The following is a 22946-nucleotide window of genomic DNA, read 5'->3' on the forward strand; positions in this document are numbered from 1 at the left end:
AAACGGCGCTCAGGCCAATGCCGGTCAGTTAAGTCGGAATAGTATTGATTAGGGCCGCCCTGCAGCCCATCGCGGCTAAAGCCGCTCCAACAGAGGACGCATATTCTGTTGGAGCGGCTTTAGCCGCGATGGGCCGCAGGGCGGCCCCAGTCGCTTACAAGGAAAAACATTGGCGCTTAAGCGCCATTTTTCATCGCAGCCGATCGCTCAACACTCGACGAACGCCACCGCCAAACCACCCCGCGAGGTTTCCTTGTAGTTGGCGTGCATGTCGGCGCCGGTGTCGCGCATGGTGCGGATCACCCGATCCAGAGAGATGAAGTGCTCGCCGTCGCCGCGCAGCGCCATCTGCACGGCGTTGATGGCTTTGACGGCGGCGATGGCGTTGCGCTCGATGCACGGTACCTGCACCAGGCCGCCGACCGGGTCGCAGGTCAGGCCCAGGTTGTGCTCCAAGGCGATCTCGGCGGCGTTCTCGACTTGCGCCGGCGTGCCGCCGAGGATGTCGGCCAGGCCGGCGGCGGCCATGGAGCAGGCCGAACCCACCTCTCCCTGGCAGCCCACTTCGGCCCCGGAGATTGAGGCGTTCTTTTTGCACAGAATGCCCACTGCGGCCGCCGCCAGCAGGAAGTCGACCACATCGTCGTCGCAGGCGCCGGGGTTGAACTTCATGTAGTAGTGCAACACCGCCGGGATGATACCGGCCGCGCCGTTGGTGGGCGCGGTGACCATGCGTCCGCCGGCGGCGTTCTCTTCGTTGACGGCCAGGGCGAACAGGTTCACCCATTCCATGGCGCTCAAGGTCGAGCCGATGACGTTGGGTTTGCCGATCTCCTGCAGGCTGCGGTGCAGCTTGGCGGCGCGGCGCTTGACCTTGAGCCCGCCAGGCAGGATGCCTTCATTGTGCAGGCCGTTCTCAACACACTGCTGCATGGCTGCCCAGATCTTCAACAGGCCGGAACGTATTTCTTCCTCGCAACGCCAGGCACGCTCGTTGGCCATCATCAGCTGGCTGACGCTCAGGTGGTAGGTCTTGCACAAGGCCAGCAACTCGGCGCCGGAGGAAAACTCATAGGGCAGCTCGACCTGGTCGTCGGTGCTGGCCGGCGCATCGATCTCGCTTTCTTCGACGATGAAACCGCCGCCGACCGAGTAATAGGTCTGGCTCAGCAGGCTCCGCTCGCCCTGCCATGCCTCGATCGTCATGGCATTGGGGTGGTACGGCAGGCTTTCGTCGAGCAGGCGCATGTCGCGGGCATAGTCGAAATCCACCGGCTGACTGCCGTCGAGCATCAGGCAGCGTTCTTCGTGCAACTGCGCGATGCGCGGCTCGATGCTGTGCGGATCGATCTGATCGGGCCACTGCCCCATCAGGCCGAGCAGGCAGGCGCGGTCGGTCGCGTGGCCGATGCCTGTGGCCGACAGCGAGCCATACAAGCGCACTTCGACCCGTGTCACCTGCTCCAGCAGGTTGGCGGTGCGCAACGCCCGAGCAAAGGTGGCGGCGGCCCGCATCGGCCCCACGGTGTGGGAACTGGAGGGACCGATGCCGATCTTGAACAGGTCGAATACACTGATAGCCATGCTAATACCTCGCGGTGCGACACCCTAGGGGTGGCGCACGGAACCTGCGGAACGTAGATGTTTACTGCTGTTGAAGCGTATGGTGTTCCGCAGCGCCTACAATGACCAACGAAACTTCCTAACCAAGCCTTTAGCAGGACTAAACCATGAAAGGGCAGCTGAATGGCCAGGTGTACGTCTGGCTGCACGTATTCGCCTGTGCCGCCCGGCACCTGTCGTTCACCCGTTGCGCACAAGAGCTGCACATCACGCCCGGTGCCGTCAGCCAGCAGATGCGCCTGCTCGAAGAGCGCCTGGGCTTTCGACTGTTCGTGCGCCGTGCCCGTGGCGTGGAGCTCACCGCCGAAGGCCAGCGCCTGGCGCAGACCGTCAGCGATGCCTACGGCAGCATCGAGGCCGAGCTGTTGCGCCTGGACGCCGGGGAGATCCGCGGCACCTTGCGTTTGCGCTCGATCCCCTCGTTCCTGGCGAAATGGCTGACGCCGCGCTTGCCGCGCTTCCAGCAACGCTACCCGGACATCGAATTGCGCCTGGTGGCCGAAGACAGCAGCCAGGCGCTGCACCAAGACGAGTTCGACCTGGCCATCGACCTCAACGACGGCAGCTATCCGGGCATGCTCTCCACGCCGCTGCTCGACGAACAGATCTTCCCGGTCTGCTCCCCGGCCCTGTTGCGCGGCCGCCCGCCCCTGCATGGCCCGGCGGACCTGATGCACTACCCCTTGCTGCACGACATCACCGCCTGGCGCGGCAGCTCGGAATACGCCGAATGGGAGTTCTATCTGGACGGCATCGGTGCGGGCGGGCTCGACGTGCGCCGCGGCCATACCTTCAACCGCAACCACCTGAGCATCGAGGCCGCCATCGCTGGTGTCGGCGTGGCCATCGCCCGGCGTACGCTGCTCAACGACGAATTGGAGCGTGGCGCGCTGATCGTGCCGTTCGGCGTGCCGATCCCCAACCACAAACGCTATGTGCTGCTCTACTCCCAAGCCGGTCTCTTGCAGCCAGGCGCGCGGGCGGTGCACGACTGGCTGGTGGAGGAAGCGCAGAATTTCCGCATGCTGCACCCGCTGACGTTGGTCGACGGGGGTGGGCTGCAATGAAAGAGGAGGTTCGGGATTGCACAGACGTTCCAGACGCCGCCGGCCGACGAGGGTTAGGCTGTGAGCGCGGTCTGGCCACGCGCAGCCCATCGGACCTCAGGCGTTGTCCGCGCGTTTGCCTGCCAACGCTGAAGTGGCACCCGGACCCGCACCTGGCGAATGCTGACTTCCTTCCGAACCCGGCGCCCTGGAGACGCCCATGAGCAACTGGATCGACCTCAACCAAGACGCCGACACCGGTATCGAGTCGGTTCGCGCGCACTTCGTCGGGCATGCCTATGACCCGCATTTCCATGACAGCTTTCTGGTTGGCGTCACCGAACAAGGCGTGCAGCAGTTCAATTGCCGCCACGTGCGCCACCAGAGCACCCCCGGCCAGGTGTTCCTGCTCGAACCCGGCGAGCTGCATGACGGCCACGCGCCAACGGCCGACGGCTTCACCTACTCGATGCTCTACCTCGACCCGCAATGGCTGGAGCGTGAGCTGCACGCGGTGTTCGAGCAGGTGCCGCAACATGCCTTGCCAGGTTTCGCCGATACCCTGTGCCAGGACACACTGCTGGCCGGCGCCACCCTGCACGCGTTCCAGGCGCTGCATGGCCAGGAACTGCGCATCGTGCGCCAGACCGCCAGCGACGAACTGCTGGCCGCCCTCACCCGCCACTTGCAGTGGCGCAAGCGTCTGCACCCCGATCCACGCCTGCCGCTGACCGCGCAGCGCGCGCGGGAATACCTGCACGCCCACGCCCATCAGGACATCGGCCTGGATGCGCTGGCCGTCGCTTGTGGCACCGACCGCTACCGGCTGACCCGCGCGTTCAAAGCCGCCTACGGCATCGCGCCGCACGCCTACCTGATCCAATTGCGCCTGTCGCAAGCGCGCGGGCTGCTGGCCCGCGGCCATACCCCGGTCGATGTCGCCGCGCGTCTGGGTTTCGCCGACCAGAGCCATCTGGGCCGCTGGTTCCGCCGCGCCTACCGGCTGACGCCGGCCGACTACCGCAAACGCTGCACAAAGCTTCCAGACTAAGGCGGCGCCCGTACGCCAGGCTGGGTTCGCATTCATCTGGAGCCCTGCCCATGTCACACGCTTTGTTGCCCTTCGCCTTGTTCGCCTTCGCCGCCAGCATCAGCCCCGGACCGACCAACCTGCTGATCCTGGCCCATGCCGCCCGGTGCGGTTGGCGCGCCAGCCTGGCGCCGGTGCTGGCCGCCTGCGTAGCGGCGGCAGGCATCGTGCTAGCGGTGGGTCTGGGCCTGGGCGATTGGCTGTTGGGCCAGCCGCAGGTGCAGCGCTGGCTGGCTTGGCTGGGAGTGGCCTGGTTGAGTTGGCTGGCGCTGCAGATGCTGCGCAGCGCCGGCGCACCGCTGCAACAGACCCAGGCTGGAACGTTCGGCCCGGGCGCTGCGGCGGGCTTGCAGTTGCTCAACCCCAAGGTGTGGTGGATGGCGGTGGCGGTGATCGGTGTGTTCGCCAGCCCGACATTGCCGGTTGGGTTGCTGGCAATGGTGTTTCTGCTGGTCGCGCTGCCGTGCATGGCCGCCTGGGCCTGGCTGGGCGCCAGCAGCGCGCGCTGGTTGCAGGCCCCAGGCGCGCTGCGCTGGTTCAACCGAGGCCTGGCGGCGCTGCTGTTGGCCTCGGCCTGGTTCAGCCTGTGGTGAGTGGTACGTAGTGAGCGATCGACCGACGGGTCACTGCCCTTGGCGGGTCACGTCGGTCTGGATCAACCGGCGCGTGCTGAGCACCGCGATCAGCAACCCCAGCAGCGCCACGCTACCGCCCACCAGCCCGATGTTGGCCACGCCCAGCTGGCTGCTGACGATGCTGCCCAGCAAAGCGCCGCCGCCGATGCCGATGTTGTAGATGCCCGAGAACAGCGCCATGGCCACGTCGGTGGCATCGCTGGCCAGTTTCAGGGTCTTGGCCTGCAGCGACAGGCTGAAGCTGAGAATGGCGATGCCCCACAGCATGCTCAGCCCTGCAAATGCGTAGAAGCTGCCCGACAGCGGCAGCAGCGACAGCAGACACGCCCCCAGCAAACCGATGGCGCCCAGCAGGAAGCCGTGGGGGAAGCGCTCGCTGTAACGGCTGAACAGCACCGAACCGAACAGACCGGCACCGCCGAACAGCAGCAACACCAAGGTGGTGCGCTCACCACCGATCTTCGCGACGTCCAGCGCGAACGGCTCGATGTAGCTGTAGGCGGTGAACTGCGCAGTGATCACCAAGGCGACCAGCAGATAGGTGATGACCAGCGCCGGGCGCTTGAACAGGATCGGCAAGCTGCGCAGCGAACCCGAGTTCTGGCTGGGCAGCAACGGCAGCGACTTGAACAGGCACAGCAAGGTGCCCAGCGCCACGGCGGCGATGCCGAGGAAGGTCATGCGCCAGCCCAGGGCCTCGCCCACCACCCGTCCCAGCGGAATGCCCAGCACCATGGCCAGGGTGGTGCCGGTCGCCAGCAACCCCAGCGCCTTGGCCTGCTGCCCCGGCGGCGCCACACGTACCGCCAGCGAAGCGGTGATGGCCCAGAACACGGCATGGGCCAGCGCGATGCCGATGCGGCTGACCAGCAGCATGGCGAAGCTCTGTGCCAGCCACGACAGCACATGGCTGACGATGAACACCACGAACACCACCGTCAGCAGGCGCCGGCGCTCGACGTTGCGGGTCATGAGCATCATCGGCAGCGAGGCCAGTGCCACCACCCAGGCGTAGATGGTCAGCATCAACCCCACCTGGGCCGGAGTCATGGCGAAGCTGCGGCCGATGTCGCTGAGCAGGGCCACCGGCACGAATTCGGTGGTGTTGAAGATGAACGCGGCCAAGGCCAGCGCAATGACGCTGAGCCAGCTGCCGCCGCCCACCGGAGCAGGGATCGAGGTAGGGATTGGACCGTTCATGGGCGAGGTGGAGTTCTCCGAAACGCAGCAATGGGCAATACGCCATCCGCCCATGGGGCGCCGGCGAGAAACTGTTATTGGAAGGATTGCCAGGCATGGTACGCGTCGGAAGAAGGAGCATCAACCGCTCGAAAACATGCAGATCGAAGCAAGAACGCTGTAGCGACGGTGCCTGCCGACCTTGCGCGGAGGATGGCGCAGCGGTATCTGGTACACCAAACAGCTTGTAACTGGTAAAGATTCTCACATAAGATCGCGTCGCATTTTTATTTCACCCTTTTTCCACTGCTTCAGGACCTCACTCGATGCGCCGTTCGTTCGTCACGCTGTGCCTGCTTCCCGCCGCGCCTACCTTGCTCTGGGCTGCGCAAGCGCCGGTCGAGGCCGGCAACATTCAGCTCGATGCCGTGAGCATCAGCGCCGACAGCGATTACGAACGTGCCGATGGCCCGGTACAGGGCTACAAGGCCAGCCGCTCCGCCAGTGCCACGCGCACCGATACCGCGCTGCACGAAACCGCGCAGTCGGTCAGCGTGGTGCCCGGAGACGTGGTCGAAGACACCGCGTCCACCCGCCTGCAAGACGCCTTGGACTACGCCGGCGGCGTTGGCCGGGCCAACAATTTCGGCGGCCAAGGCCTGACCACCGTGACCGTGCGCGGCTTCACCACCGGCGAGTACTACCGCAACGGTTTTCCCATCAACCGTGGCTACCCCAACGCCCCTGACGCCAACACCGTCGAGCGCCTGGAAGTGTTGCGTGGCCCGGCCAGCGCCCTATACGGCCGTGGCGATCCCGGCGGCACCTTCAACGTGGTCAGCAAGCAGCCGCAGGCCGCGCCCAAGGTCACCCTGGGCAGCCAGATCGACGATCAGGGCATGCATCGCGCCACCCTCGACGCCACCGGCGCGCTGAACCAGGACGGCAGCCTGGCCTACCGCCTGAACCTGCTGGGCGAAGGCGGCGAGAGCTTTCGCGACGACGTCGAGACCGAACGCTACGACGTCGCGCCGGTGCTCAGCTGGCAGGTCAACGACAGCACCAAGATCGTGTTCGAAGGCGACTTCATGCGCAACAACCACCCGCTCGACCGCGGCCTGACCCGCTACACCCGCCAATCCGGCAGCGCCTCGCGCGATACGTACATCTGGGAAAAGGGCAGCGACAACCTACTGCACAACGACAACGACATGGCCCAGTTGCGCTTCGAGCATCGCCTCAACGACGACTGGACCCTGGGCGGCGGCCTGCAATGGCTCGACGGCACGCTCAAGGGCAATGCCGTGGAGGCCAACGGCTTGCAAGCCGACGACCGCACCCTGGGGCGCAACTTCAATTACCGCAAGCTGGAGTGGAGCGACCGCGACTACCAGCTGAACCTGACCGGCCATTTCGACACCGGCTCGTTTTCCCATACGCTGCTGACCGGCGTGGAATACGAAGACTACGACTACAAGTCGATCATCATGCGTTCGTCCGGGTCGCTCACGGCTTACCCCATCGATCTCTACAATCCGGTGCTCGGCCAGCCGCGCCCTGCGCTGACGCGCACGCCGGCCCATGACAAGTCCAACCTCAAGACCTGGGCGTTCTTCGTCCAGGATCAAGTGGCCCTCACCGAGCGCCTCAAGGCTCTGGCGGCGCTGCGCGTGGAACGCTTCGAGAACGAAAACGAGGACTACGCACTGGCCAGCCGCTCCTTCGAAAAGAGCGACAACGCCGTCACCCCACGGCTGGGCCTAATCTACGACCTGACCGATAGCCTGGCGGTCTATGCCAACACCGCACGTTCCTTCAAGCCCAACACGGGCGCGGCACGCGAAGGCGGCGGCTTCGATCCGGAGCAAGGCAAGTCCTATGAACTGGGTATGAAGTGGGAGGCGCTGGACGGGCAGTTGAGCGTCGACGCCGCGCTCTACCATATCGTCAAGGAAAACGTGCTGACCCTCGACCCGGTCGACAGCGCATTCCAGACCGCCGCAGGCGAGGTGCGCAGCCGCGGTCTGGACATCAACGTCGCCGGCAACATCACCCCCGAGTGGCGCATGATCGGCGGTTATGCCTATGTCGACGCGCAAGTGACCCAGGACAACCGCCTGCCCACCGGCACACGCCTGGCCAACATTCCGCGCAACAGCTTCAGCCTGCTCAACACCTACGAGTTCCAGGACGGCGTGGCCAAGGGCTTGGGTCTGGGCGTAGGGCTCAAGTACGTGGACGACCGCAAGGGCCAGACCGAGGCGCTGACCTACACCATGCAGCGCTACAGCGTGGTCGACCTGCTCAGCTACTACAAGGTCGACGAACACGTGCGCCTGAACCTGGACGTGAAGAACCTCTTCAACAAAGGTTATGACGAAGGCGCGTTCAACACCTATGCCTACCCTGGCGCTCCACGCACGGTTCAGGCAGGGGTGTCGTACACCTTCTAGAACTTCGTCTGAACAGGTCTGAGACGAGGCTAGGCAAGGCCGAAGCGCCCTAGCTAGGCGCCCCCACCAGCTCTCAACGCAGCCCAGATGAGTACCACGGCATTCCAGACAGGGCCAAAGCCGGCACGCCGGGTCTCTGTGGCCCTGGCGCACCGGCTCTACTCCGGGCCTTTGCAGTTTCCGTCCAACACTCTCCATTGGCGACGCGAGGCTTGGCGCCGTGAGCGACGCAGGCTATGCTGGCAAATATAGCCATGTGCCATTACGGACTCGACCTTGCCCAGCAACTCCACTCGACAGACCATCGCCCGCCAATGGCGACTGCTCAAGCTGTTGCCCACCCAGCACCCCGGGACCACTTCGACCCATCTGCACCGCGCCCTCACCGAGGCAGGCCACAGCACCAGCAAGCGCACCATAGAGCGCGACCTCAACGAGTTGGCGGCTTTGTTTCCGCTGCGTTGCAACGACAAGGGCACGCCGTTCGGTTGGTACCTGCGGCCCGACCCCACCGTGCATGGCCATGTGCCCATCATCCTCGACGATTGCGCACCGCGTTCGCGCGAAATCGAACTGTGCCTGTGGGTAGATGCCGCCCTGGCCGAGCAACTGCTCGATGCGCCCTTGGCTGACGACATGCAACTGCGTCGCGATAGCCAAGGCGGCGCTCATGTGGCAGCCACGGTGAGCGACGAACCCCAGCTCATGGCCTGGCTGCTGGCCCACGCCGGTTCGCTACGGGTCAAGCGTCCCCATGCACTGCGCGCAGCCATGCGCGAGCGCTTGCAGCACGCCCTTACCTTGAACCACGCCTGAACTCGTACCGCGCGGTCGTTGTGCTGTGCGGACCACCGCTGGCGCTTCGAACCGCCAGCGGCGGCTACGGTCCATACCTAGGCGCTGTGCGGCAGCGGCGAGCCCTGGCATCGAACCACCGGGCCGACCCAGGACATGCCCGCCACAGCCAGCCCTCCAGCCGTTACAGGACCGCCCAATGCCCGCCAAACCGCCCTCACCCTTCACCCCTACCGGTTTCGTCAACGTGCGCGGTGCCCGTGAGCACAACTTGCAGAACGTCGATGTGCAGATTCCCCGCGACGCCCTGGTGGTCTTCACCGGCGTCTCGGGTTCGGGCAAATCGTCGCTGGCCTTTTCCACGGTCTATGCCGAAGCCCAGCGGCGCTACTTCGAGTCGGTGGCGCCCTACGCGCGGCGCCTGATCGACCAGGCCGGCGTACCGGACGTCGATGCCATCGAAGGGCTGCCGCCGGCGGTTGCCCTGCAGCAGCAGCGCGGCACGCCCAGCGCGCGCTCGTCGGTGGGCAGCGTCACCACGCTGTCGAGCTCGATCCGTATGCTCTACTCGCGCGCCGGCCACTACCCCGACGGCCAAGCGATGCTCTATGCCGAAGATTTTTCCGCCAACACCCCGCAAGGCGCCTGCCCCGAATGCCATGGCCTGGGCCGGGTCTACGAGGTCACCGAGCAGACCCTGGTGCCCGACCCTTCGCTGAGCATCCGTCAGCGCGCCGTGGCCGCCTGGCCCCCGGCCTGGCAAGGGCAGAACCTGCGCGACATCCTCGTGACGCTGGGCCACGACGTGGATATCCCCTGGCGCGACCTGCCACAGAAAACCCGTGACTGGATCCTGTTCACCGATGAAACCCCGACCGTACCGGTGTACGCGGGCCTGACCCCGGCGCAGACCCGCGCGGCCCTGTCGCGCAAGCTCGAACCCAGTTACCAAGGCACGTTCAGCGGTGCGCGGCGCTATGTGCTGCATACCTTCATGCATTCGCAGAGCGCGCAGATGCGTCAGCGTGTGTCGCAGTTCATGCGCCCTGGGCCGTGCCCGGCCTGCCATGGCAAGCGGCTCAAGCGCGAGGCATTGAGCGTGACCTTCGATGGCCTGGACATCGCCGAGCTGTCGCAGCTGACCCTCGACGAGCTAGGCGAGGTGCTGCAGCGGGTCGCCGCCGGTAACGACGAGGCCTCGGGCAAGCCGGCCCTGTCTGCGGAAAAGCGCTTGGCCGCTCAGCGCATCGCCGAAGAGCTGCTGGCTCGTCTGCAAAGCCTGCTCGACCTGGGCCTGGGCTACCTGTCGCTGGGGCGCAGCACGCCGAGTCTGTCGTCGGGCGAATTGCAGCGCCTGCGCCTGGCGACCCAGCTCAATGCGCAGTTGTTCGGCGTCATCTATGTGCTGGACGAACCTTCGGCCGGCTTGCACCCGGCCGACAGCGAAGCCTTGTACAGCGCCTTGCAGCGTCTCAAGGAAGCCGGCAACTCGGTGTACGTGGTCGAGCACGACGTCGAAACCATGCGCCGTGCCGATTGGCTGGTCGATGTCGGCCCCGATGCCGGCGAACGCGGTGGGCGGGTACTGTACAGCGGCCCACCTGCGGGGCTGGCCGACATCACCGAATCGCGCACCCGCGCCTACGTGTTCGACGAACACACGCACACGCCACGCGCACCACGCCAGCCCGAGCAGTGGCTGCACCTGCAAGGCATCACCCGCAACAACCTGCAGCATGTCAGCGTCGCCGTACCGCTGGGCTGCTTCACCTCGGTGACCGGCATCAGCGGTTCGGGCAAATCCAGCCTGATCAGCCAGGCGCTGCTGGAGCTGGTCGGCGCGCAACTGGGCCGCGGCCAAGTGGTGAACGAGGGCGAAACGCCGAGCCTGGAGGACGATGCCCAATTGCCCAGCACCGGTGAAATCACCCAGGGCCTCGAGCACCTCAAGCGCCTGGTGGACGTGGACCAGAAACCCATCGGCCGCACCCCGCGCTCGAACCTGGCCACTTACACCGGGTTGTTCGACGCGGTGCGCAAGCTGTTCGCCAACACCGAGCAGGCCAAGGCCCAGGGCTTCGACGCCGGGCGCTTCTCCTTCAACGTAGCCAAGGGTCGCTGCCCGCAATGCGAAGGCGAGGGGTTCGTCAGCGTCGAGCTGCTGTTCATGCCCAGCGTCTACGCGCCCTGCCCGACCTGCCACGGCGCGCGCTACAACACGGAAACGCTGGCCGTGACCTGGCAAGGCCTGAACATCGCCGATGTGCTGCAACTGACCGTCGCCGAGGCGCTGGAGGTGTTCGCCGAACAAGCGGCCATCCGTCGCAGCCTGCAAGTACTGGCCGACATTGGCTTGGGCTACCTGCGCCTGGGCCAACCGGCCACCGAACTGTCGGGAGGCGAAGCGCAACGCATCAAGTTGGCGACCGAGCTGCAGCGCCAGGCGCGTGGCGCGACCCTGTACGTGCTCGACGAGCCCACCACAGGGTTGCACCCCGAAGACGTCGACCGCCTGCTGGTGCAGCTCAACCGCCTGGTCGATGCCGGCCACAGCGTATTGGTGGTGGAACACGACATGCGCGTAGTGGCGCAAAGCGACTGGGTGATCGACATCGGGCCGGGTGCCGGGACTCAAGGCGGCCGTGTGGTCGCAACGGGCACGCCCGAGGAGGTCGCGGCCTGCGAAGACAGCCGTACTGCGCGCTTCCTGGCGCAGTGCCTATGAAAAGAGCCAGCGACCCGAGCAGGTGCGAAAGACTGCGCTGGCCGCTACCCCAAGCTGGGGCATGACATCCGGGTCTGCGGTACGGAAAGTCACCTCAATCGTTGCCACGAGCCGGGGCATTGCGCCCCGACCTCATGGATGCGGGCCACCGTAGCGGCGCCTTGCGGGCGCCGCTGTGCGCGCAGTTGACCGACCAGCGCCAGCACGTCACGGCAGCTGTTCAGGCTGTCGATCGGTACGCCGGTGAGGGTCACGCAATCGTCGAGGGTCGTACCCTGGCCCAGACGCAGCGTCAGGAAGCCCCCATCCGAGCAGGAGACTTCGCAGCGGTCGGGCAGGCAGGCCTGCTCGATCATCTGCCGCAGTTCCAGTGTTGAAACGCCTATCAAGGACATGTCGCCAACCTCGCTGTAGCCAGTGCGCCGCGGGATGAACGCCTGGGTTGGGCACGGCGTACAGCGAGTGCGACACCGCGCTTGCTGAAAGCCTGGGCGCATTTACCGCGCCATGACCTGTCGCCGCGCTGCGCGGTATCGGCCTGGCCCCGCAGCACTGGCATGTGCATGGGTGCCGACAGGTGTTCGGCGCAGCTGTATCCACCATAGTGGAAGAACGCCCTCGACCCACGACCGTCCGGCCGACTGATGATGACGGGCGACCGGTGGTCTTGGCGTTTCCGAGTAGACCTTCGAACAGCGGGCTGGAACAGAGTCAAGCACCTCAGCCAAACGCTCCTGGCCAGCAAGCCGGCTGCTCGGGCCTTGTCCAGGCACCGCGCTTTGCCGAGAAAACCCCGGTGGATTGAGTTGGGCCGGCGAGGCCGGCCATCGCGGCTGAACGAAGCGCCCGATCATCGCGCTCATATGGCTCTGGTCGCCTGAAAACTTGGCTGCGTGCATGAGCTCTACCGAGAAAATGGATCACAGTCGATGTCGGGTTCAGCAATGCAGCCTGCGCGGCAGGACAACGCGCCGCGGCGCAATGCGTCACACTAGACGCCGTGAGCGGCGAATCAGCGTTAAGGATGCCTGCCGCAACGCACCGCCAATGCACCCCCGCCGGGTGCTTCGACGCCTTCCCATTGGTTCAGCGCTGCATCGTCCGAGAGACCTGCCATGTCCACCCTCAAGACCGCCCTGCGGCAAGGCCGCTTCGCCTGCATCCTGGAGTTCGTGCCAAAACCCTCGGCTGCGCGCTTCGACGCATTGGCCAGCATGATGGGCCGTGGTGAGCTGTGCGGTTGGCCGATGACGGTGTCGATCGGCGACCGGGTCGGTAGCCGCCTGGACCTGTCGCCGCTCGAGGCCCATGCCAGCCTGAAGCACCCCGTGCCGACCCTGCTGCACTTTTCCGGCAAGGACCGCGAGCGCCAGGACCTGCTGGCCCAGCTCGAACGCATGGACGCCGCTGGCCTCGACCAACTGCTGGTGCTGACCGGCGACCGTCTGCAAGGCCACGAGCCCGGCGCCCACCCGGTGCGCTACCTGGAGTCGGTCGCAGCCTTGGCCATCGTCCGTCAGGCCCGTCCGGACTGGCTGCTAGGTGCGGCGTTGAACCCGTTCAAGTACCACGAGGAAGAAGGCGGCGCACAGTATTTCAAAGCGGCCAAGAAGCTGCGTGCCGGCGCGGACTTTCTCGACCTGCAACTGGGTTTCGACATGACCAAACACGTCGAAGCCTGGCAGTGGATGCAGGACCAACCCACCCCCAAGCCGCTGATCGCCTGTCTGATCGCCGTCACCCACGGCCGCGCCAAGATGCTTCAGCACGTGGCCGGGGTCACGGTATCGGCCTCGATGCTGCGCATGCTCGAAGCCGAAGCCGGGGTGTCCAAGGCGTTCGCGCAGCGCCGCAGCCTGCGCCGCCTGGCATTGCAAGTGACGCAGCTGCAACGCATCGGCTATGCCGGGGTGCATTTGTCGGGCATGCATGAGCCGGAGCAGTTGACCGCTTTGGAGGCGGCCATCGACGCCTGTCGGGCCGAGGTCGGCGACCAGGCTCAGTGGCAGACGGCCTGGGCCGAGGCCTGGCACATGCCCGGCGTGGCGCCGGTCGATTTTCGCCCCGAGCGTGCCCAGTGGGCGCTGGGGCAAGCGCAGGTGGCACCGTCGTTCAAGGAAACGGCGCGGCTTCGACTGCTCTCGGCGCTGCACCATCAGGTGTTCGGCGGCACGACCGCACTGAGCCGAGCATTCGCCTGGATCGTGCGCCGGCCGCTGTGGCAAGGCGCTCGCGGCGGGCGCTGGTTGCATCGCCTGGAACGCGCGGCGAAACGGCCGTTGGTGGGTTGCGACACCTGCGGACGCTGCCGCCTGGAGCAAACCCTGTACGTGTGCCCGGAAACCTGCCCCAAGGGGCTGGCCAACGGCCCGTGCGGCGGCACGCGCCTGAACCGCTGCGAGTTCGGCGACCGCGAATGCATCCACAGTGTGCGCTATCGCATGGCCAAGGCGGACCGTATGGCGGCATTGGCCAGCGAGGCGTTGATCGACTGCGTGGAGGTGGGCAGCCGGCACCGTAGCTCCTGGCCCGGGTGGTTCGCGGCGGCGCCGGACCCTGCCGCCGCCCCACTACGGCACCCGCATTGATCTGTGGCGCGCCCGCTGCCGAGCGGGTCGCGGCGGACTGTTCGGTTCGTCGAAGACGATATACGTCAGAATCCTTACCACTGATAACTGACCGACCCGATGACACTGCGCTCGTCGCCATAACGGCATGAGGTGGTGCACGACAGGTAGGACGCGTTGGTCAGGTTCTGTGCCTTGGCAGCCAACTGCCAATGCTCGTCGACGTCGTAGCTGATGCGCGCATCGAAGCGCGTATAGGCTGGAATCTTGCGGTCGGTGGCGGTCGGCGTGGTACGCGTGGTACCGGTATAGAGCGCACCCATACCCACCTTGAGTTGCGGCAAGCCGAATGCCGCCAGGCGGTAATCGGTCCACAGCGAAGCATTGTGGTACGGCACTCCTTCGAGGCGCTTGCCGACGTTGCTGAGCACATTGTCCTGCAGCACGTGGGCGTCGGTATAGCTGTAGCCGGCGGTCAGGCTGAGGTCATCGGCAAGGTCGGTCTTGGCTTCGAGCTCCAGTCCTTTGGAGCGGCTCTTACCGTACTGCTCGTACTGTCCGCTGAGGGCGTCGTAGGTGATGGCATTGGTCTGCGTCAACTGATACACCGCCGCGCTGAGCATCGTATCGCTGCCAGGCGGCTGGTAGCGGATACCCACCTCGTACTGCTCGCCCTCGATGGGATCGAACGTCTGCGCCACGCCCGGGTTGGCGACATCGGCAGGCTGGAACGACTGGCTGTAGCTGACATAGGGCGCAATGCCGTTGTCGAACAGATACAGCAGGGCCACACGGCCGGTAGGCTTGCGATCGCTGCGTGGCGTGCGGCTACCTGTGACGTAGGAGTAGTTGCGGCTCTCGGCCCAGTCCTGGCGCCCGCCCAGCAGGACGACCCAGCGTTCGTCGAAGGTGATTTGGTCTTGCAGGTACACGCCTACCTGACGGCTGTGGATGTCCCAGCCCGATTCTGCGGCCGTGTTATTGCCGACACCGGTATAGGCGAAGGTCGAGAGGTCGAGACTGGGGGCCAGCTGCGCCACCGTGGCACTGATGTGGCGATGGGTGTCGTAAGTCTTGTGGTAGTAGTCGATGCCGGCCAATACGCGGTGCTGCCAGCGACCGCTGTCGAGTGTCCATTCCACGTTGTTGTCGGTGGTCCAGCCAGTGGAACGCTCTTGGCGCTCGCTGTAGCGGCGATTGAGCCGGTTGCCGCTGATGCTGAACGGCAGCAGGTAGCTCCACGACACGTTGGACTGGTAATAGCGCAAGGCGTGACGCAGCTTGAGATCGTCGCTGACCTGATGCTCGACGATATACCCGAGTGTGTCGATACGGCTGTTGAAATGGTCGTAGCCAGGCTCGCCGACGAAGTCGTCGCGGCCGATCTTGCGCCCCGGATTGGGGCTGAACGTGGTCATGGCGTAGTTCAAGGGCGGCGTCAGCCCCGTCAGGGCTTCGGTGTGGCTGGCAAGCAGGGTGAGCGAGGTGCTGTCGTTGGGTTTCCACATCAGCGACGGCGCGATGTAGCGCTTGTCATCGCCGATGTGATCCACCTGGGTATCGGCGTCGCGCCACAAGCCGTCGAGGCGGTAGGAAAACTCGCCCTGCTCGTCCAGCGGCCCGCCGAGGTCGAACGTGTACTGCCGGCGGTTATGGCTGCCGTACTCGGCACTGACCCGGTGCAAGGGCGTATCCGTGGGGCGCTTACTCACCGCGTTGATCAATCCGCCCGGCGACAACTGGCCATACAGCACCGAAGACGCACCTTTGAGCACCTCGACACGCTCCAGCCCGAAAGGCTCGATACCGCCGTCGTAGACGCTGGACTGCAATTTCATGCCGTCGAGCAGCATGCCCCCGGTGCCTGAACCCACGTTGAAACCGCGCAAGGTGTAGTCGTCGGCCACCCGGCTGAAGCCATTGGGCTGACTGACGAATCCGGGGGTGTAACCCAGGGCGTCGGCCAAAGTGTCGCTTTTGCGGTCGTCCATTTCGGCGCGGGTCACCACCGACACCGACTGCGGCGTCTCGATCAGCGGCGTATCGGTCTTGGTCGCGCTGGCCCCGCGCTTGGCCACATAGCCGTAGACCGGCGCGTAGGCCGATTCGCGGTCGGCACTGGCATTGATGTCCGAGACGCCCAAAGTCAAGGCATCGGTGTGCGGCTGCACCAGCAGCGCGCCATTGCCGCTGATCGACAGCGACAGACCGCTACCCTGCAACGCCTGCTGCGCGGCCTGCTCGGCGGTCAGCTGACCGGACACCGCGTGGGCCTGGCGCCCGCGCACATCGTCGGGCAGGAACGCGACCTGCCGACCGCTGCGCTGGCCGATGGCGATCAGCGTCGTCTCCAGCGGGCCTGCGGGCAAGGCATAGGTCTGGCGCGCGGAGGCGCTGGAGGCCGGGGCTGCGAAAGCGGGTGCCATAGGCGCGGCGACAATGCTGACGGCGATGGCCAGCGGACAGAAAAACAGGGGGCGCATGGGTGGATGACTCTCCGGTGTCTGGACAGATCAGCTGCTAAGCGCAGCACTGCCTTCCTTGTGCGATGAGCCAACGAAAAGTTAAGGGGCCGGCGAAGATTTTTTCAATGCCTCAGGCCAAGGTCACCCGGGTCCACAGCCCCAGCACGCGTTCGACCCGCAGTGGCAGGAGGTCGGCGATCGTGGCCAGGGCATCGTCGCTGCGCTCGAGGCTGAACACGCCGGATATCTTCAGCCGCCCCGCCTCGGGGCTGACCGTGAGCACGCCGCGGCGATAGGGTCGCAGTGCTTGGATGACAGCCTCCAGACGCAGTTCGTGCGCTTGGAGCATGCCCTGCGACCAGGCCGCCGCACTGTTTGCCGACACGGCCAGCGGTTCGATGCCGGTAGCCGTCAGGCGCACGCCCTGCCCCTGCGCGAGCAGCAGGCTGGCGCCATTGAGGTGCGTTACGTGCAGCTCGCCGAGTTGCGCCCATACCTGGGTCTGCTCCGCGAAACGCATCATCACGCAGCGCCCTTCGGCCATGCTCGCCATGCCCAGGCTGCAACGCAGCCGCAATGCATCGCGCCCGCTGGCGCGCACCTCGACGATGACGCCGCCCTCGAGCAACTCGATATCGCGCCTCGCACCATCGAAATCCAGGTTCACCGCGCTCCTGGCATTGAGTGTCAGCGAGGATCCATCGGGCAAGGACAACCGTCGGCGCTGTGCGGTGCCGGTACTCAGATCAGCGCGCCAGCCGGCGAACTGCCAACCAGGCTGCGTCAGACAGTAACTGCCGGCCGCCAGTGCGCCCAGCCCCAGCGCACCCCGCAGCAAGGCGCGGCGGCGTACCGGCCGCTCCTGGATCAACATGCGCCCCGAAACCCCGTCGACACCGGCGAAGGTAGCCTGCACCTTGCGTTGCAAAAGGTTCCAGGCCTCCTGATGCTGCAGGTCCGCCGCCAACCAGCGCTCGAACGCCAGTTGCTGGCGCGCATCGAAACTGCCGGAGCGCTGGGCAGCCATCCAGTCGATGGCCTCCAACAGGGTCTTCGAGAGCGCGGAGCTCACGAACGCGCTTCCAAGCAACAGCGCAGCCCTTGAGCCACGTATTGATGAACCCGTGGTGCGGAGACACCCAGTTCGCGTGCGATATCAGCGTAGGTCAGTCCATCGAGCTGGCTGTACAAGAAGGCCGCGCGAGCGCGCGAGGACAACCCCTGCAACAAGCGGTCGATTTCGATCAGCGTTTCGATGGCCAGCATCTGCTCTTCCGCCGACGGGGCGAAGTGTTCGGGCTCGCTGGCCAAGGCTTCCAGGTAGGCGCGCTCCAGGTCGCGGCGACGCCAGCTGGCGTACATCAAGCGCTTGGCGATCGTGGTCAACAGCGCACGGGGCTCGCGAATCGCCTGAGGGTCGTGCAATGCCACCACGTGTGCGAACGTTTCCGAGGCCATGTCCGCCGCGTCGCAAGCGCATCCCAAACGTGCCCGCAAGCGGCCCAGGAGCCACCCATGATGGTCGCCGAACAGCTGATGGAGCAGCTTCTGGCGAGCATCTGGACGCGCGCGTGCAAAGCTCGAATGGGCAGCCATCGCAAGGCTCATCAATGAAAATAGTTCTCAACTGTAATAAATTCTTACAGCCATGGCAATCCACTCGCATCTTCCGAGGCGCGTGCCGTGCTTACGGCCGGCGACTCCTCGCATCCGTCGCGTGTCGTTGGCCGGATGGATCACCCGATTGGCCGGCCTCGGCTTCAGCGATGGCCAATCCGGTGGCAACCCACTAGTCCTGCGGCAATAACCCTGCGAATAAGGCATACTGCACGCCGGCCCGGCGACCGCTGCCATGCAGAAAAATGTGCCCGCAGCCTAATGCCGGTCAGTTAAGCAATTGGGGCCGCTTGTGAGCACTTGGGGCCGTTTGGCGCCCCATCGCGGCTGGAGCCGCTCCAACAGAATATGCGCCTTCTGTTGGAGCGGCTTCAGCCGCGATGGGCTGCGAAGCAGCCCTGATGAACACTACTCCGGCTCAACTGACTGGCATCAGGCCCGTGGTCGCACTTCATGCAACCTCTGCATACACCTGCCGGTCAAAGCCTTGCCCATTGCACCCTCTCCGCTGCCAGCGTGACCTGAGACCATGACCGCCCATCACCCATCGCCCCCCATTGCGTGCGATTCCGAACAGCGCCTGCACGCCGAAGTCCTGCGCTTGCGCGGACTACTCGAAGCCGCCGGAATCGAGCCTGATCCCACCGGCCCCACCACCGACGCAGCCATCGCCGAACAGGCGCGGCGCGCACGCACGGCCGCGCGGCACTGGGCGGTGTTCGAAAGCGCCGTGGACTTCGCCATCGTGCTCAGCGACCACCATGGCCTGGTCACCGACTGGAACACCGGCGCGACCCACATTATGGGTTGGAGCGCCGAACAGATGTGCGGCGAAAGCATCGAGCGCTTCTTCACCGACGAAGACTGCGCCATCGGCCGTCCCTTCGAAGAAATGCGCCTGGCCCTGCGCGACGGCCGGGTGTCCGACGAGCGCTGGCACGTACGCCAGGACGGCACGCGCTTCTGGGCGTCGGGCGAGCTGATGCCGCTGCATGGCGAGCGCGGCGAGCACCTGGGTTTCATGAAGATCCTGCGCGACCGCACCCATGAGCACCTGGCCGGGCGCAGCATCGTCGAGGCCCAGGAGCGCCACCGCTTGGTGGCCAAGGCCACCAACGATGCCATCTGGGACTGGGACATGGCCAGCGGCCAGGTGCAATGGAACGACGCGCTCAACGAAGCCTACGGCCATAGCCTCGACCACGGCCAGATGGGCTACCAGTGGTGGGTCGCGCACATCCATCCGGAAGACCGCGACCGCGTGTACACCTCGATACGTGCGGTGATCGACGGGGTCGGCACTACCTGGAGCGATGGCTATCGCTTCCAGAGGGCCGACGGCTCCTACGCCGAAGTGCTCGACCGCGGCTATGTCAGCCGCGATCTCGACGGCCACGCCGTGCGCATGATCGGTGCCATGCTCGACTTGACCCGCATGCGTTCGGCCGAAGCTGCGCTGCGCAAGAGCGAAGAGCGCTTTCGCACCATGCTCGAAATCATCGAAACCGCCTTTGCCATCGTAGAAGTGAAGTTCGATGAAGACGACCAGCCGATCGACTACCGCTTCCTCGAGGTCAATCCAGCGTTCGAGCGCCAGTCGGGGGTGAACCTGCAAGGCAAGTGGGTGACCGAATACGCACCCGATCTCGAGCCCTTCTGGTTCCAGACCTACGGGCACGTGGCCAAGACCGGCGAATCGACGCAGTTCGAAAACTACGCCGAGTCGTTTTCCCGCTGGTTCGACGTGCGCGCGGTGCGCGTCGGCGATCCAGAGGAGCGGCAGATCGGCATCTTCTTCAACGACGTCACCGAACGACGCAACGCTGAGGACCGTCTGCGCGTCAGCGAGCAACTGGCGCGGGAGAATGTCGAGCGTGTGCAACTGGCTCTGGCAGCCGGGGCCATCATCGGTACCTGGCACTGGGACCTGGTGCATGACCGTTTCACGGTGGACGAAGCCTTCGCTACCTCCTTTGGCCTGGACCCGGCCCTTGGTCGGGTGGGCCTGAGCCTGGAGCAGGTGGTCGCCACCGTGCACCCCGAAGACCGCAACGGGCTGATCGCCGCCATCGACGAGGCCTGCCAACGCGGCGGCGCCTATGCGCATCAGTACCGGGTCAAGCGCGTCGACGGCAATTACTACTGGATCGAAGCCAACGGCCGCGTCGACCATGCCGCCGACGGCACGCCCATGGACTTCCCCGGCGTGCTGATCGACGTCGGCGAACGCCGCGCCGTCCGTGAGCAGCGCGACCATGCCCTGAATGCGCTGCGCCACCTTACCGAGACCTTGGAACAGCGGGTGGCCGAGCGCACCCTGGAGCTGGTGCAATCCGAAGAGAAGCTGCGCCAGTCGCAGAAGATGGAAGCGGTCGGCCAGCTCACCGGCGGCTTGGCCCATGACTTCAACAACCTGCTGGCCGGCATTTCCGGTTCGCTGGAGCTGATGAAACTGCGCCTGTCGCAGAACCGCCTGAACGACATCGACAAATACATGACCGCCGCCCAGGGCGCGGCCAAGCGCGCGGCCGGCCTGACCCACCGTTTGCTGGCCTTCTCGCGGCGCCAGACCCTCGACCCGCAGCCGATCGACGTGGTCAAGCTGATCGAAGGGCTCAGCGACCTGATCCAGCGCAGCGTCGGCCCGAGCATCGTCATCGAAACGTTCTCGGTCGGCGGCAAATGGCGGGCCCGCGCCGATGCCAGCCAGCTGGAAAACGCCCTGCTCAACCTGTGCATCAATGCCCGCGATGCCATGCCCGAGGGGGGGCGCATCATCATCGAGACGGCCAACCGCTGGATCGGCGTGGACGCGGCCAAGCTGCTCGACGTGCCTACGGGGCAGTACCTGTCGCTCAGCGTTACCGACACCGGCACGGGAATGCCGCCTGAGGTGCTGGCCAAGGCCTTCGATCCGTTCTTCACCACCAAGCCGATCGGCCAGGGCACCGGGCTGGGACTGTCGATGATCTATGGCTTCGCCAAACAGTCCGGCGGCCAGGCGCGGATCTTCTCGGAGCTGGGCAAGGGCACCACGGTGACCATCTACCTGCCGCGTGCGCAGGGCGACACCGTCGAACAGCGCAGCGAGCCGAGCGCCACCAGCGCGCTGCGCAACCAGGCGGGCAAGACCGTGTTGATCGTCGACGACGAGCCGACCGTGCGCCTGTTGCTCGACGATGTGCTCAACGACCTGGGCTATACCGTGATCGATGCGGCCGACAGCGTCGCGGGGCTGACGGTATTGCGTTCGAACACGGCCATCGACCTGCTGGTCACCGACGTCGGTCTGCCCGGCGGGCTGAATGGCCGGCAACTGGCCGATGCCGGGCGGGTGCTGCGCCCGCACCTCAAGACCCTGTTCATCACCGGCTATGCCGAAAGCGCGGCGATCGGCAACGGACAGTTGGAGCCGGGCATGTTGATTCTGACCAAGCCGTTCGCGGTGGAAGCGCTGGTGGCGCGGGTCAGGGAGTTGATGGAGATGTGACAGGCCTGCTCGCCTGATCGGCGAGCGGGCCTCCCTTCACGACCGAACAGGTTCGTACCGGCTCAATTCATACTTGGCGATGGCTGCGCGGTGTACTTCGTCGGGCCCATCGGCCAGGCGCAGGGTGCGCTGCATGGCGTACATGTAGGCCAAGGGAAAATCGTCGCTGACCCCTGCCCCGCCGTGCAACTGGATGGCGCGGTCGATCACCTGCAACGCCACATTGGGCGCCACCACCTTGATCTGGGCGATTTCGCTGCGCGCGACCTTGTTGCCGACGCTGTCCATCATGTGCGCGGCCTTGAGCGTCAACAGCCGGGCCATTTCGATCTGCATGCGCGACTCGGCGATCTTGTCGAGGTTGCCGCCCAACTGCGCCAGCGGTTTACCGAAAGCGTGACGGCGGGTGGCGCGGCGGCACATCAGCTCCAGGGCGCGCTCGGCCATGCCCACCGAGCGCATGCAATGGTGGATGCGCCCAGGGCCTAACCGCCCCTGGGCGATCTCGAAGCCGCGACCGGGGCCGAGGATGACGTTCGCCAACGGCACGCGCACGTCGTCGAAGGTCACTTCGGCGTGGCCATGGGGGGCATCGTCGTAGCCGAATACCGGCAAGGGCCGCACGATCTTCAGTCCCGGCGTGTCGGTGGGCACGAGGATCATCGAGTGCTGGCGATGGCGCGGTGCCTGGGGATCGCTCAGGCCCATGAAGATCAGCACCTTGCAGCGCGGGTCGCAGGCGCCGGAGGTCCACCACTTGCGTCCGTTGATGACCCAGTGCTCGCCCTGGCGCATGGCGGTAGCGGCCATGTTGGTGGCGTCGGAGGATGCCACGTCCGGTTCGGTCATGGCGAAGGCCGACCGGATCTCGCCCCTGAGCAAGGGTTCGAGCCAGCGGCGCTTTTGCTCGGCCGTGCCATAGCGCACCAGCACTTCCATGTTGCCGGTGTCCGGCGCCGAACAGTTGAAGGGTTCGGGGCCAAGCAACGACCGGCCCATGATCTCGGCCAACGGCGCATATTCGAGGTTGCTCAGCCCGGCGCCCAGCGCCGATTCGGGCAGGAAGAGGTTCCACAGACCGGCGTCCTGCGCCTGGCGCTTGAGGGTTTCGACGATGGCGGTGGGCTGCCAGCGATCGCCTTCGGCGACTTGCCGGGCGAACACCGCTTCGGCGGGATAGACATGCTCGTCCATGAAGGCGGTGACGCGTTCGCGCAGGGCTTGCACCTTGGGCGTGTAGGCAAAATCCATGGGCGCGCTT

15 protein-coding genes are annotated in these 22946 nt (G+C 65.6%); 8 read left to right on the forward strand and 7 right to left on the reverse strand.

The window, feature by feature from the left end; genetic code table 11:
• Window positions 1-207 precede the first annotated feature (207 nt).
• Window positions 208-1584: an L-serine ammonia-lyase gene (locus AA0Z93_RS20415; RefSeq protein WP_413047175.1), complete on the reverse strand. Its 1377-nt coding sequence runs from the start codon at window positions 1582-1584 to the stop codon at window positions 208-210.
• A gap of 146 nt (window positions 1585-1730) precedes the next feature.
• Here AA0Z93_RS20415 and AA0Z93_RS20420 point away from each other — a divergent pair, with 146 nt between their 5' ends.
• The 3 genes from AA0Z93_RS20420 to AA0Z93_RS20430 all read left to right on the forward strand — a co-directional run bounded on the left by AA0Z93_RS20420 (window position 1731) and on the right by AA0Z93_RS20430 (window position 4352).
• Window positions 1731-2690 (forward strand): LysR substrate-binding domain-containing protein, encoded by a 960-nt coding sequence (locus AA0Z93_RS20420; protein WP_413047174.1) that lies wholly within the window; start codon window positions 1731-1733, stop codon window positions 2688-2690.
• Between the two features lie 199 nt (window positions 2691-2889).
• The gene (locus AA0Z93_RS20425) at window positions 2890-3720 is read left to right on the forward strand and encodes an AraC family ligand binding domain-containing protein (protein ID WP_413047173.1); all 831 of its coding nucleotides are present in this window, start codon (window positions 2890-2892) and stop codon (window positions 3718-3720) included.
• Window positions 3721-3770: 50 nt separating this feature from the next.
• Complete coding sequence (locus AA0Z93_RS20430) at window positions 3771-4352, forward strand: LysE family translocator (RefSeq protein WP_413047172.1); 582 nt, start codon at window positions 3771-3773, stop codon at window positions 4350-4352.
• Window positions 4353-4382: 30 nt separating this feature from the next.
• Here AA0Z93_RS20430 and AA0Z93_RS20435 read toward each other — a convergent pair whose 3' ends face one another.
• A complete protein-coding gene (locus AA0Z93_RS20435) occupies window positions 4383-5594 on the reverse strand; it encodes a sugar transporter (RefSeq protein ID WP_413047171.1) in 1212 nt (403 codons plus the stop codon).
• A 305-nt stretch (window positions 5595-5899) separates the two neighbouring features.
• On the opposite strand from AA0Z93_RS20435, the gene AA0Z93_RS20440 reads away from it, so the two are divergent.
• The 3 genes from AA0Z93_RS20440 to uvrA all read left to right on the forward strand — a co-directional run bounded on the left by AA0Z93_RS20440 (window position 5900) and on the right by uvrA (window position 11546).
• Window positions 5900-8026 carry a TonB-dependent siderophore receptor gene (locus AA0Z93_RS20440; protein WP_413047170.1) on the forward strand — a complete coding sequence of 709 codons (2127 nt, stop codon included), beginning with the start codon at window positions 5900-5902 and terminating at the stop codon, window positions 8024-8026.
• A 276-nt stretch (window positions 8027-8302) separates the two neighbouring features.
• Complete coding sequence (locus AA0Z93_RS20445) at window positions 8303-8842, forward strand: WYL domain-containing protein (RefSeq protein ID WP_413047169.1); 540 nt, start codon at window positions 8303-8305, stop codon at window positions 8840-8842.
• A 178-nt stretch (window positions 8843-9020) separates the two neighbouring features.
• Window positions 9021-11546 (forward strand): excinuclease ABC subunit UvrA, encoded by a 2526-nt coding sequence (gene uvrA / locus AA0Z93_RS20450; RefSeq protein WP_413047168.1) that lies wholly within the window; start codon window positions 9021-9023, stop codon window positions 11544-11546.
• 89 nt (window positions 11547-11635) lie between these two features.
• On the opposite strand, the gene AA0Z93_RS20455 is transcribed toward uvrA, so the two are convergent.
• On the reverse strand, window positions 11636-11941 hold the full coding sequence (locus AA0Z93_RS20455; RefSeq protein WP_413047167.1) for a DUF1652 domain-containing protein: 306 nt from the start codon (window positions 11939-11941) through the stop codon (window positions 11636-11638).
• Between the two features lie 720 nt (window positions 11942-12661).
• Here AA0Z93_RS20455 and AA0Z93_RS20460 point away from each other — a divergent pair.
• A complete protein-coding gene (locus AA0Z93_RS20460; protein ID WP_413047166.1) occupies window positions 12662-14134 on the forward strand; it encodes a methylenetetrahydrofolate reductase C-terminal domain-containing protein in 1473 nt (490 codons plus the stop codon).
• A 74-nt stretch (window positions 14135-14208) separates the two neighbouring features.
• Here the strand turns inward: AA0Z93_RS20460 and AA0Z93_RS20465 are convergent, their stop codons facing one another.
• From AA0Z93_RS20465 to AA0Z93_RS20475, 3 genes are all read right to left on the reverse strand, one after another.
• Complete coding sequence (locus AA0Z93_RS20465; RefSeq protein WP_413047165.1) at window positions 14209-16596, reverse strand: TonB-dependent siderophore receptor; 2388 nt, start codon at window positions 16594-16596, stop codon at window positions 14209-14211.
• Between the two features lie 112 nt (window positions 16597-16708).
• Window positions 16709-17650, reverse strand: a complete 942-nt coding sequence (locus tag AA0Z93_RS20470; RefSeq protein WP_413047164.1) for a FecR domain-containing protein — start codon at window positions 17648-17650, stop codon at window positions 16709-16711.
• Window positions 17647-18111, reverse strand: coding sequence for a sigma-70 family RNA polymerase sigma factor (locus AA0Z93_RS20475; RefSeq protein ID WP_413048390.1), 465 nt, complete (start codon window positions 18109-18111; stop codon window positions 17647-17649). Before AA0Z93_RS20475 ends, AA0Z93_RS20470 begins: the two co-directional genes overlap by 4 nt.
• 613 nt (window positions 18112-18724) lie before the next feature.
• On the opposite strand from AA0Z93_RS20475, the gene AA0Z93_RS20480 reads away from it, so the two are divergent.
• Window positions 18725-21685, forward strand: a complete 2961-nt coding sequence (locus AA0Z93_RS20480; RefSeq protein WP_413047163.1) for a PAS domain S-box protein — start codon at window positions 18725-18727, stop codon at window positions 21683-21685.
• 36 nt (window positions 21686-21721) lie between these two features.
• On the opposite strand, the gene AA0Z93_RS20485 is transcribed toward AA0Z93_RS20480, so the two are convergent.
• The gene (locus tag AA0Z93_RS20485) at window positions 21722-22936 is read right to left on the reverse strand and encodes an acyl-CoA dehydrogenase (RefSeq protein WP_413047162.1); all 1215 of its coding nucleotides are present in this window, start codon (window positions 22934-22936) and stop codon (window positions 21722-21724) included.
• Window positions 22937-22946: the final 10 nt, after the last annotated feature.

Source organism: Pseudomonas phoenicis, from assembly GCF_047302395.1.
Lineage (GTDB): Bacteria > Pseudomonadota > Gammaproteobacteria > Pseudomonadales > Pseudomonadaceae > Aquipseudomonas.

What these genes read in the sequence shown, in the direction of transcription:
- AA0Z93_RS20465 (WP_413047165.1), bottom strand. Translation starts at nt 16,596, where the DNA reads ATGCGCCCCCTGTTTTTCTGTCCGCTGGCCATCGCCGTCAGCATTGTC.
- AA0Z93_RS20425 (WP_413047173.1), top strand. Translation starts at nt 2,890, where the DNA reads ATGAGCAACTGGATCGACCTCAACCAAGACGCCGACACCGGTATCGAG.
- AA0Z93_RS20480 (WP_413047163.1), top strand. Translation starts at nt 18,725, where the DNA reads ATGACCGCCCATCACCCATCGCCCCCCATTGCGTGCGATTCCGAACAG.
- uvrA (WP_413047168.1), top strand. Translation starts at nt 9,021, where the DNA reads ATGCCCGCCAAACCGCCCTCACCCTTCACCCCTACCGGTTTCGTCAAC.
- AA0Z93_RS20485 (WP_413047162.1), bottom strand. Translation starts at nt 22,936, where the DNA reads ATGGATTTTGCCTACACGCCCAAGGTGCAAGCCCTGCGCGAACGCGTC.
- AA0Z93_RS20460 (WP_413047166.1), top strand. Translation starts at nt 12,662, where the DNA reads ATGTCCACCCTCAAGACCGCCCTGCGGCAAGGCCGCTTCGCCTGCATC.
- AA0Z93_RS20435 (WP_413047171.1), bottom strand. Translation starts at nt 5,594, where the DNA reads ATGAACGGTCCAATCCCTACCTCGATCCCTGCTCCGGTGGGCGGCGGC.
- AA0Z93_RS20455 (WP_413047167.1), bottom strand. Translation starts at nt 11,941, where the DNA reads ATGTCCTTGATAGGCGTTTCAACACTGGAACTGCGGCAGATGATCGAG.
- AA0Z93_RS20415 (WP_413047175.1), bottom strand. Translation starts at nt 1,584, where the DNA reads ATGGCTATCAGTGTATTCGACCTGTTCAAGATCGGCATCGGTCCCTCC.
- AA0Z93_RS20440 (WP_413047170.1), top strand. Translation starts at nt 5,900, where the DNA reads ATGCGCCGTTCGTTCGTCACGCTGTGCCTGCTTCCCGCCGCGCCTACC.
- AA0Z93_RS20420 (WP_413047174.1), top strand. Translation starts at nt 1,731, where the DNA reads ATGAAAGGGCAGCTGAATGGCCAGGTGTACGTCTGGCTGCACGTATTC.
- AA0Z93_RS20430 (WP_413047172.1), top strand. Translation starts at nt 3,771, where the DNA reads ATGTCACACGCTTTGTTGCCCTTCGCCTTGTTCGCCTTCGCCGCCAGC.